General features: G+C 52.3%; 7 protein-coding genes. 1 reads left to right on the forward strand and 6 read right to left on the reverse strand.

All coding sequences use genetic code 11. The features are described from left to right. Positions 1-64: 64 nt before the first annotated feature. Positions 65-1,537, forward strand: a complete 1,473-nt coding sequence (gene guaB, locus ACFE8Q_RS15355; protein ID WP_375446288.1) for an IMP dehydrogenase — start codon at positions 65-67, stop codon at positions 1,535-1,537. A 115-nt stretch (positions 1,538-1,652) separates the two neighbouring features. Here guaB and ACFE8Q_RS15360 read toward each other — a convergent pair whose 3' ends face one another. The 6 genes from ACFE8Q_RS15360 to ACFE8Q_RS15385 all read right to left on the reverse strand — a co-directional run bounded on the left by ACFE8Q_RS15360 (position 1,653) and on the right by ACFE8Q_RS15385 (position 12,086). Beyond that, entirely contained in the window at positions 1,653-5,063 is a 3,411-nt protein-coding gene (locus ACFE8Q_RS15360; protein ID WP_375446289.1) for a M36 family metallopeptidase, read from the reverse strand. A 164-nt stretch (positions 5,064-5,227) separates the two neighbouring features. Continuing rightward, a complete protein-coding gene (locus ACFE8Q_RS15365) occupies positions 5,228-5,959 on the reverse strand; it encodes a metallophosphoesterase family protein (protein ID WP_375446290.1) in 732 nt (243 codons plus the stop codon). Positions 5,960-6,012: 53 nt separating this feature from the next. Next, entirely contained in the window at positions 6,013-6,714 is a 702-nt protein-coding gene (locus tag ACFE8Q_RS15370; RefSeq protein WP_375446291.1) for a DUF2306 domain-containing protein, read from the reverse strand. 134 nt (positions 6,715-6,848) lie between these two features. Then, positions 6,849-10,649: a T9SS type A sorting domain-containing protein gene (locus ACFE8Q_RS15375; RefSeq protein ID WP_375446292.1), complete on the reverse strand. Its 3,801-nt coding sequence runs from the start codon at positions 10,647-10,649 to the stop codon at positions 6,849-6,851. Between the two features lie 200 nt (positions 10,650-10,849). After that, positions 10,850-11,260 (reverse strand): hypothetical protein, encoded by a 411-nt coding sequence (locus ACFE8Q_RS15380; protein ID WP_375446293.1) that lies wholly within the window; start codon positions 11,258-11,260, stop codon positions 10,850-10,852. 4 nt (positions 11,261-11,264) lie between these two features. Continuing rightward, positions 11,265-12,086, reverse strand: a complete 822-nt coding sequence (locus ACFE8Q_RS15385) for an endonuclease/exonuclease/phosphatase family protein (RefSeq protein ID WP_375446294.1) — start codon at positions 12,084-12,086, stop codon at positions 11,265-11,267. Positions 12,087-12,117 lie beyond the last annotated feature (31 nt).

Genomic DNA, 12,117 nt, shown 5'->3' on the forward strand with positions numbered 1-12,117 from the left:
TTACCTAAGTTCCGAAGAAAAGTAGTACTTTTGTCCGGCAAATAACATCCCCTGTTAATTTGCCATGAGCTTAGACGCCAGCAAGTTTCTGTACGAAGCGCTTACCTACGACGACGTACTGTTGCTCCCCGCCTACTCGGAGGTTCTGCCGAGAGACACCAATACAACCGCCCAACTTACCCGCACCATCCGCCTGAACGTTCCGCTCGTTTCAGCCGCTATGGATACTGTCACCGAATCTGACCTGGCCATTGCTATGGCGCAGGAAGGTGGCATCGGCATGATCCACAAAAACATGAGCATCGAACGGCAGGCCGAACAGGTCCGCAAGGTGAAACGCTCGGAAAGTGGCATGATCATCGACCCAATTACCCTCACAGAAGGATCGAAGCTGTCGGATGCGCACCGGATCATGCGCGAATCGAAGATCGGCGGTATACCAATCGTCGATGCAGATGGCACGCTGATCGGCATTCTGACCAACCGGGATCTGCGTTTCCAGCGCGACCTCACCCTGCCCGTGACCGACATCATGACGCGCGATAACCTGATCACAGCCAAGGTGGGTCTGTCGTTTGAAGATGCCGAGAATATGCTTCAGGAATACAAAATCGAGAAGCTCCCCATCGTCGACGAGGCCTATAAACTTGTCGGTCTGATTACCTACAAAGACATTCTAAAGCGAAAAAGTCACCCCAACGCCTGTAAAGACGAATTGGGTCGCCTGCGCGTGGGCGCTGCTGTTGGCGTAACGCCCGACCTCATTCAGCGCATCGAAGCGCTGGTTAAAGCCGGTGTCGATGTGGTGAGCCTGGATACAGCCCACGGTCATTCGCGGGGCGTCATGGACGCCGTTCGCCAGATCAAAACGCAGTTCCCGAAATTACAGGTCATTGCGGGTAATGTGGCCACTGGTGAAGGAGCAAAAGCCCTTGCCGATGCGGGTGCCGACGCCGTTAAAGTCGGCGTTGGACCGGGTAGCATCTGCACAACCCGCATTATTGCCGGTATCGGTATGCCACAACTAACGGCCGTCTACGAGTCGGCCAAAGCGTTGCTGGGCACGGGTGTTCCGGTTATCGCTGATGGCGGTATTCGCTTTTCCGGCGACATCACAAAGGCCATTGCGGGTGGTGCCAGCACCGTTATGATTGGTTCGTTACTGGCCGGGACTGAAGAAGCACCCGGTGAGGTCGTATTATTCGAAGGTCGCCGGTTCAAAAGCTACCGGGGAATGGGCTCTGTTGAGGCGATGGAAGACGGGTCGAAAGACCGTTATTTCCAGGATGCCGAAGACGATATCAAGAAACTCGTGCCGGAAGGCATTGTGGGCCGGGTGCCGGTGAAAGGCAAGGTATCGGAGATCATTTACCAGATGGTGGGCGGCCTGAAAGCCGGTATGGGCTACTGCGGCGCGGCCGACGTACCTGCGCTACAACAAGCCAAATTCGTAAAGATCACCACGGCCGGTTCTAAAGAAAGTCACCCCCACGATATCCAGATCTCGAAAGAGGCCCCAAACTATTCGTCAAAATAAGGTCAATCAGGTTGAATACCCGTCTAACCAAAAGTTCTGAGTCTGTGAAGTCATGTCGGTAATGACTCCCTGGGCTCAGGACTTTTTGTTAGACGACTTTCCAGACTATTTTACCTTATTGGCTCAACTTTACCCGGCCCGTGCCCTGCGCACTTAATTTCCCGGTGCCAACAAACCGAATACCCTTTGCCTGCCCGACATAGGCAGTGGGCATTATCACCGTATGCCCGTTCATGATCCGAACGGGTAGTGAACCATCGGGAACGCAATTACAATTCCAGGTTGAGGGCGTATTCCAGATCCCCGACGTAATTGACTCGTAAGCTGCTGGTGGGCTTACCCAAACCATCACGTCATCACTTTTCAGGCTCAAACAGCCATTCGTGCCTACCGATCCAGTACATCGGGCATAGTAACGGGCTGTGAGTGTAACAGATACGGGCATTGTGATCAGCGCATTGTCGGCCGCCTGATACCAACTTAAAGCGGTATTTGGGCCTGAACAGCCAGAGGCACTCAGACTAACGGGATTGCCGTATACGACAATTGCCCCGGTGGCAATAGGAGCCGGCGGTTGCGCCGAGATGGTGAACGTAACGGCCCGGCGGCAGGCGGGGGCATCGGAACTGGCCACGTAAAATGTTGTGGTTCCCGGTGTTGCCGTATTCGGAATGCCTGAACCCGCTATACCAACCGGATTAAACACATTGGCAACTGCCAGCGGAGTACCGCTGTTGGGCGTGGCATACCAGTTGGCAACGTTCCCGAAACCAGAGGTAGTTGCCTGAAGCCCAAACGTACCTATAGAACCGCTGGAAAACGTACCGACAATCAGTATGTAGGTTGTCCCCTGCGTAAGCGTGTAGGTAATACTCGACATAAACCCGCCTCCACTGTCGTCATCGCTGTACAAGTGGTTTGTGGCCGGACTGGCAGCATTAAATGACGTCTGGTAAAGCGACAGGTACGTGTCGAAGGTTGCCCCGGTAGTTCGAAACGTTTGGGAACCACCAGCCGTAGCCACAAACGAGTAGGTGCTATAATAGACCGTAGGCCCGGCAGAATACACGGGTCCGCTAGTTGACCTGACAAAAGTGGGCGAACTACCGGTTAAGGTGCCGCTCACTGCGCTGGTGGTACTCAGCGATGATACCAGACCACCACCAGGGGGAACGGTTGCATTCTGGCAAACACTATACGACTCAACAAGCGGGGGATTTACGGGCGGCGACACCGTTACTCTGACGGGCTGGGGACTAGGCACACCACCGCAACCGTCGGGATTTAGGGTAAACACGTAAACCACCGAAACGGGAGCGCCCGACGTATTGATCAGTGTCTCGTTGATGGTGGCGGAATTTCCACTGGCGGCGGAGTTGCTAATCCCGGCAACGGCTGCCCGGCTCCAGCTAAAGGCTACATTGGCCGTAGCCGACGTAGCTGTATAGGAAAATCCATTGCCAGAACAGGAAGCAGCCACCAGCGCTGAACTCAACACGTTGCCGCCCAACGGCGTGAAATCTTCAACCACAACCCGATCATCCGACGACGTACCTGTCGACGCATTTGCCCCCAGGCCACGCCGGGCGAAGGCCCGGCCAATTGCGCAGCGGTAGCGACCACCGAAGAGCAACTGATCGGCTTGCAGAATGGCATCACGCGCCTGAACAAAACTAGGGCTGCACGCCTGTAAGCGCAACCCCTCGTTCACCAGTTTGAGTGCGGCCAAATTACCCCTGAAATCAGTGATAGCAGCGGGCGTATTGTGGATGTTGGCCACGATCTGATTGTCCTGCATAATGATCTCCCAGGTCATATCCCACAGCATCGTCGCCCAGATCGAACCAATACCGTGTGGCTGGGAGAAATTATAATCGCCCACCTTCGCGTAGGTAACGGCTCCATTGACGTTGGTCATGTCATACGAATACCGATAAGGCCGAATACCCACGCCCGAGGTCGACTGCCCTAACGCATACGTACCTATACCACGTGGAATGTTGGCGCTGGCTACGTTGGCACTCAATGATGACCAGTTGGTCGTCAACATCAAAGACAGGTAATCACTCCAGCCTTCGCCCCCCTGTTCTGCATTATACAGGCAGGAGGAATTAGCCGGGCCGCCCGTCAACCGGGTCGACCAGCCGTGGCCGTACTCGTGTGCAATAATACCATTATCGAAATCACCATCCGGTTGGTAGGTCGACGGGCCATTCCAGAGATACATCTGCATTCGGCCACTGTTGCCGTCGGTTGGCGTGTAGAAGTTGGCATTATTCGACCCGCCTCCGTCCTGGGCGTCGGCAAAGACGTAATCATTGCCAAGCCCACCCCGATTCTGGTTGTTATTTTGAAAATTACCGCTCGGTTCATCGAAGCCGAATTTCCAGAGAACATCATGAATGAGGTTATTCCAGTAAAACAGGTTGGTGATCGCCGCATTCTGGTTGCCGGTTGCGGTGTTTAAACCGAACGTGTATGGATAAGAGAACTCCAGTGTAGGCGAAACAGGGCTTGCCCCTACGCCATCGTTGTTGTTGGCATCTTCCTGCGCCCACACGTTGTTGCCCCGCGTGGTCGTGTATGTCGTGGTTCCGTCGTAGTGCCAGCCGTTGGTAGCTCCGGGGCCAGCCCCAGTGGCAAACCGGTTATACGGATTTACCACCGTCGACCGTGTGCCGTGGCTAGGGCTTTCAAGTGGATAATCAAACACAGTATAGCTATTCGCATCGAAGCGGCTCCGGGCCTGAAGTAAGCCAAGGTGTTCCGTTTTATCCTGGCACCTGTGCGCAGAAGACAACTGGTCGTGAGTGCCGAATTCGCAGTGAATCACATCGTCAGCTTTTCGTACAACGGTTCCCGAAAGGGCATCCACGTGCACATTCCAGCCATTCCTGCTATCCTTCGTGAGGAAACGGACATTCCAGACCAGCACAAGCCGCTGATCAATTTTTGGTCCTTCGTTGGTCTGCTCTACAGGAAGCCAGTAAAGTTGAACGTCAACCGTTTCGTTTGATAGCTCGGGCACCAGGTAATTACTTTTCGCAATGATCCCGTTTGCCAGCCTGGTTGCGCTTAGCTCCTGAACCCGGGAGGGTGTAACACTAGGCAACGCCAGGTGAACGGCCGCTTTCTGCAACGCGTCGACCGGCGTTAACACTGATTTTACTAAACTTATCGATTTCGTGGATGCCAGGTCGGGGATGAAATTATGGGTCACATACGTCACCTGCCCGTCCTTCATGACAACATTCATCAAGCGGTTATACACATCCACCGACTGATAGGTCTGGTTGAAATAGACATGATACCAGCCCGTAGTTGGTGATAGATAAGCACTCGATATACTCGCCTCGCTAACGTCACTCTGGGTTAATTTCTGTTTGTCGGTGTTCTTCAGGAGGTATTGCTTAGCCGTTTCTATGGCATTCTGCGCATACATCTGTGCGGATACGAAAAAGAATAACGCAAAAAGGGCAACCCTGCTTCCCGTTATCTGGAGAAGGGAAGCGTGCACATGGCTCATAGCTGGTGAATGTATACTGGTGGGGTTTACGTATTCCCACAAAGTAGCCCTTCATCCTTAACAAAGTCAACCTGTACTTAGACAATATAGCGTATAATATACTCAGGCGACCACTAGTAGTAGTCACATTTTCAATATCCGTATCATCTTGATTCGCGTGCTACTTACAAACTGATTACCCGGCTACTCACGCCGTTGGTTGTCACGTCGATTTCGCGCAGGTAAGGACCCGTGTTCACCAGTTTCAGCTCCGGCGTATGCGGGTCGAGCTGAATGTAGGTCGAAGGGGTCACCAGCACGGTGGTATTGCCCCGCATAACCGTTGCTTCGGTATGGTAGTGTCCACTGATGACCTGCATGCGGCAAGGCAATTCTTCGGTGGTTTCAACCCACTGGTTCTGCTGCCGGAAGGGGTATTTTGTGTCCATAAACTGGGCGTTGGCGGGCAAGACCGGATGGTGACAGAAGATCAGCACGTTGTAGCTGATTACGGCCAGTTCGTCGGCGAGCCAGGCCCATTGGGTATCGGAGAAGCTGCCTTTCGATGAATCCAGAAACAGGGCGGGGTAGCCATCGAGGGGAATGGCGCTGTAGAGTTCGGTGCCGGTGAGGTGCCGGGATAGATGAAGTTCTTCGGCCATCATCACCGAATCGTCGTGGTTACCGGGAATGGCATACCACTGACAGGGCAGATCGTTTTGTAGCTGCTTATAAATCCACTGATAGATTTCCCGTACGCCCACATCGAAGCACAGGTCCCCCCCAATCACCAGGCAATCGGGTTTCATAGATCGAACCGCGTCGAGTGCTTTCAGGAAATTGGCCCGAACGTCGATGCCAGCCGGTGTTTCTCCTTCACCAGCAATGTGTATATCCGTGATAAATGCAATCTTCATGATCGGCGTCCCTACCCTTCGAGTGAATTGTAAAGGTAACGGACAGGGCGAACCTACGAAATAGCCATCCCCGACGATTTAGCGGCAAATTTGCCTTTATAGTACCGGACCGTCCGTGCAATCAGCATTCCGCCCAATAAAGAGGGGGCAATCCAGATAAGCGTAGCTGTCCATTCCGGCGCGTTGGCGGGTAAAAGTCTGGGTACGTTGGTAACGGCGGCGGCAGTGAACGTGGCGATGTAAGAACCGCCCATTCGGATAAAATGCTGGAAATACCAACCCATTTTCAGGGCTGGCTCGCGTTGCTTGCGGTAGTCCTGCCAGGCAAAGCGGCTCGTTAGTCCCCCAAAGAAAGTGAAGACAATGGGCATGAATGACAAGCCGCGCTGAACGAGCAGGTACGTTCCGAACCCAATCATGGCCGCTCCTACCAGTAGCGTACCGTATGTGAGCGCTGTATCGATCGTTGTGTGTTGTCCCTTCTTGTTTTTGGTTGCCCGCCAGCCCGTGAAACACAGATAAAAACTAAAAACGGCAATACCCGTTAAAAAGAGGCGCATCATTTTAAACGGTTGTAGCCCGCAAAGCAGCAAGGCAGTGACGGCCACCGTGATCATGCAGTAGATATAGACCAGCCCGGCACGGTTGTGAAGGCGGCTTCCTTTTTGCGAAAACATGGGAATCAGCCCAACCAGCAAGGCGATGAAACCGGTGGCAATGTGGGTGACGAGAAGCAGGGTCAGCAGCGTTTTCATGGCGCGATACGTTGTTAGAATTGATGGAACAAACGTAGCGCAACCCGTCAGCAAAAACATTGTTTTTGGGGCATTCTGCACGGTTTGGGGCGTTTGACAAACCTCCCGAAACCGTGCAGAATGCCCCAAGGCATTTAGTTTACCAGGAGTCGGCCCTCAACGGCACCCACTGGCGTAATGACACGGTAGATATACACGCCTTTCATCAGGTTACGCAGGCCCACATCGGTACTTTTCTCGAAGGTGCGCCGAAGTTGTTCGCGACCCAGCACATCGTATAGAAGCATAGTATGCGAACCACCCAGTCCGGTTTCTACCCGCACCTGCTCAGTGGCGGGGTTAGGCAGTACCGTCACTACCGGGCCGCGAGCGGGGTCAACAGCCAGTAAGGGTATTACGTTGATAGCTACCTTGCCCGAGAACGTACCTGCGCCGCACCCATTGGCCAGGCCGCTGATTCCATATGTGATGGTTTTGTCGGGTTTTACGGTGACGTCAAACGGCGAGGCGGATGCCGTTCCCGTTTGCCCATCGGTCAGGGTGAAGTTATAGGGAGGTGTACCCGTAAAGGACAGTCGAAGGCGGGTGGTCGTAGTTTGCAGAATACTGGTATCGCCAGCGGCTACGATAGAGGCAGTGGGTACCACATTTACCGTAAAAGCAGGTCCGGGGGTTGTTTCCACTTTCTCGCCCGTATTACCCACTACCCGCACCCGGTAGCCGCTCCCCGCCGACTGACTGGCGGGAATGGTGTAGTTCAGCGTGTTCTGTGTACCGGCACCTATCGTGAGCGGTGTAGCAAATCCGCCGGTTGCATCAGAAAGTTGTACCACATACCCCGTCGAGCCATTGAATGCCCCACCCTGCACTGCCGCCAGTGACCCGCTTTGACCGGCACACAGGGCCGTAGTGGTGAAACTTTGTACCGCCAGCGTGGGAATAACCACCACGGCCGGCGTACCCGTAGCCACACCAGCCCCACACACGTTACTCAGGCTGCCCACCCGGTAAGTAGTGCCCTGGGCAATGGATAACGAACGTACCTGCGGGCTAGTGGTAGCGGTTTGAGCCGCTTCGCCATTGAGGCTGTATTGCCACGGCCCCGAGCCACTAAAGGCCAGCGTAACGCTGACCGGATTGCCAAAAACAACATCGGCGGGGGCACTCACCGTTACTTTGGGCAAGGTCAGAATTGAGAATGTATCCGACGAGTCGGCGGTACTGATGTTATTGTTGCGCAACACACGAAGTTGATAGCCCGTCCCAATCGACGCACTGGCCGGAATGGTTACGTTGGCCGTCAACGAACTCACAGAAGCCAGCAACTGCGGATTAGCGAACGAACCACTGCCATCAGACAACTGGATAGCGTACGTACTAGCGCCGGTGTTGCCTTTTGTTACCTGAAAGCTGACAGGCATACTGGCTCCAGCACACACCTCCCGTTTAGCCGCCGTTAACGCTGTCACTTGCCCCACCGGAACGGCCAGTGTAGCCTCCCACACACCACGGCCGTGGGTAGCTGCTTTGATTTTGCCACCCATATAGTCAATATCCAGGTCATATACCGTAGCATTGGGTAGGGCTGTACCGTAGCGTATCCACTGGCTCATGGTGTTGTCTTTGTAATAAACGCCCTGATCCATCGCCACATAAATACCTTCGTCGCTTCCTTCCTGAAAGGCAATGGCGTTGCTGGCAATGCGCGGCAGGTTACCGGTTAAGGTAATCCATGTCCGACCGTTATCGACCGATTTCATGACGTGATACGTGGATTCAGCCGTTACATAACGCGATACATAGATCGTTTTCGGATCGGTGGGGCTCACAACCATGGCGGTGATATACGCCTCGAAGCCATCGCCGAGCACTTTCGACCAGGTTACGCCCGCATCGGTACTGGCGTACAGTTTGTAGTTCGATACCGAGTTATTGAGCTGGTAGGTCCTCACGTAGATCGTTCTCACATCAGAAGGAGCCACAAACACATCCTGAATCGTTTCGCCGGTGTCAAACGTTTTCACGTTTTCCCACTGCGACAGGTAATTCTGCTCGTTCTTCCGCCATAAGCTGTTCGACCCCAGAAACAGCGTTTTGGTAGCCTGATGGTAATCGACCGGGCTGTAAAAACTGGTATTCTCGCTGGTAACACCGGTGGGTGTCAGGTACGTTTGAAAGCCGTTGGCGACCCGGTAGATGACTCCATTCTGCGCCGTTGAATAATAGACGTTCGGGTTGGCATCGTCGATGATGCAACTGATGCCATCGCCGCCGCTGATTTGCTGCCAGGTGTTGTTGATAAACGCTTTCGACCCGTTATCCTGCAAACCAATAACCATCCGGTCAGACTGTGATGCCGACTGGGCCAGGAAATAAATCTGCGACACAGCAATGTTGTTAAAGAATTGAAAGGCCGCTCCTTTCTTGCCGGTAGCCCCGCTCAATCCGCCATCAGACGTGACAAAAAACCGGTTTGTGCCGGGCTGAAAACCAAAGCTGCTCACATCCGAGTGAACATCGGCGACCTTCCCCGTTGCCCACCCGTGGCGATATTCCCAGGTACGTCCGCCATCGTAGCTCGACATCAGCGCCACCATACCCACATGAATTTCGTTTGTATCGACCGGCGAAACGCCCATCGTCAAACACCATTTCAACTGGGTATCGTCGCGGTCCTGCTGCTGGGTAGTAAACTTCTGGCCACTTTTAACAATTACCCGTACCTCTTTGGTAGCCATATTGAGTCGGTACAAGCCGCCCTGTTTGTCCGTGTTCAGTGAGGTTAGCAAATAAAGCGAGTTGGGTGCGGCTGCCGACACGGCCAGCTCGATATGGCCGGTCGATCCTACCTCTACGGTGGCGGGTAGCGTGATCTGGGTAAACGTTTTCCCACCGTCTGCCGACGTCAGCAACTGGTCACGGCCCGCCCCGCCTGCATACACGACCGAGGCGTCACCGGGCTTGAACTCGATATCCCAATAGTCGGCCAGGCGATCGGCAACAGGCGTAGTGGATTTTGTCCAGGTCAAGCCACCATCTGTCGAATACAGAATGGCGTTCACACAGCTTACCACAAGGTGGTTATCGTCAGTTGGATCGATCAGGATATTGCCCGCCCGACCAATGGCAGCTAAACTACCGCTGGCATTGGTTTCGTAACGTACCCGGAAAGGGAGATGCACCCACGTAGCGCCCCCATCGGTCGATTTCTGCACGCCGTAGCCGACTGTGCCCCCACCCACCGTAGCAGCCGCAAACTGATTACTGGTCGTGTAAATAACCTGCGGATTCAGGGTTGACACAGCAACGTCGGTAACCACCATGTTGGCGGCCTGGTCGAGGAGCGGCGTCCAGGACACCCCATTATCCGTTGTTTTCCAGACCCCCCCGTTGTTGCCGCTATAACCTTTGCCTGGCGAAGCAGCATAGAACGTCTTTGTATCGGTTGGGTGAAAAGCAACCGAACCCACGCGACCAACATTGTAGCCGCTCAACAGAAAATTATCGTTCCCCTGTGCCGTTGTTGGTGTGGCAAAAGGGCCAAGCTCTTTCCAGGCAGGGTTTGCTGCTTTTCGAGCCTTGTTATCACCGCCAAGCTGACTTTTGTTGAACCGGTCCAGCTCTTTTGGTACAAAAGAAGGATCATACGTCCCATCGGGACCAAGGTGCCTTAATCGCCACTGTTCCCACCGGTAGAATTTAGATTCTTCTTCATCTTCTTCAAACTCGGGATCCGGCAGCCCTTTCCGGCGCGCTTTCCGAACGGCTTTTTCTTTGGCTTTTTCATCCGCCTCGCGAACTTTCAAAAACTCGGCTTTGACATCCTGATAGCGGGCATTGTCGTCCAGCATCAGGGCCTGGTAAGGTTTCTTTTGCGCTTGTACGGCACTAATACCAGTGAGAATAAGAAGTAGACTGAGTAAAGCGTGTTTCATAAACATGTATGGATAGTCGGTTCGGTAAAATCGAAAGTTAATCAAACTACCAATATGCTACTGTTAAGTTGATTAACCGCCTTATGCGTCACTCTCAGCACTGCCAATTCCATAAAAAAAGGCCATCTTCAGAAGAAGATGACCTTAACAGATAAAATGGTAACGTACCTACAACCGCACAATATCAGCGCCGATGGCGTTCAGGCGGGGTCATCATTTTGCTCAGCAATGCTTTGTGACAGAAGGGATGAGACAACGCTTATCGTCGTTTTGTCATTGAATATCATTCTCAGTTCTTCAATGAATTCTTCTTCATCATAGAGTATTTTTTTCATATCTCCTGGGTACCGCCAAGACAAATCAAGAGGATAGTTGACTGCTAAATCGAATGAGATAGTCAAAAGTTTGTAGCGATATCCATTTAACAGTGGAGCTATAACAAACAAGCTATATAGAATACGCTCGTTATTTGGTACAGAACTAGGTATTACAGCCGCAGATAATACATTATTTGTCCGTTCCATTAGATACTGTGCCTGCTCAGTCAAGATCACTTTTGGGCCTTTGATCTCTTGAGTCGGGAAATCAGGCCAAAGGTTTTGCGTTTCCATATGCTTAGAATTTCAAAGTAAAAAACAGAGGTAGGTGATCTGAATAAAGGCTTTGGTTCGGCCGGTTTTTTTGCGTCAAAAGTGAAGTTACGCCATCCTGCTGAATTATCGTCAGGCTCTCTTTCACAAAATTGGGAATAAGGCCAGGGCGAATCAATACCTGATCGAACATATTCCACTGGAGACAGACCTGTTCCGCATTCCGGTAATAATATGTACCCGACGCTTCCTTAATCAAATCGCCGAAAAGCCCCCAAGTCGGGTTATAGAAATAGGCATAATCCCTCTCTTGTATCTTTCGTGATCCCTCAATGGCTAACTCGCTTGACATGGTGCCATGAAAGCCTGCCGCTGAAACCATGCCTGCATCAAAGGGATTCATATTAAAATCACCAACTACAATCATAGCATCAAGTAAGTGTTTTTTCTCCTCACCTATTAACTCTCGGACAGTGACATATGCTTCAGAAGTTTGGCTTTCCACCGACGCATTCCCCTTATCAATCAAATGTAAAGCAGTAAGTAAAAACGGTGGGTACATGGGCACTTGCATTTTGCGAACTGTCAGCCGGTTTGTTTCATAAACTGGAGGGATAAATGCATGAGGGAATCTGGTGATAATCGTCACCTTATCGCATTGAGAGATTGGATGATTAGAATGATAGCCTGTAAGTTGATGATTCAATGCCCGAACCAACTGCTCTGAACTCACAACATTTTCAACCAATACCAATATATCAACATCCTTATCTCGTGCAAGATTGACTAATTGAGTAGTAAGGTTCTTCTTACCTACATTCCAGAATAGTACGTTTAGTGACGGCATGGCCGTAATATAAAAAAAGCGCGGGAAAGTT

The organism is uncultured Fibrella sp. (assembly GCF_964250085.1).
Lineage (GTDB): Bacteria > Bacteroidota > Bacteroidia > Cytophagales > Spirosomataceae > Fibrella.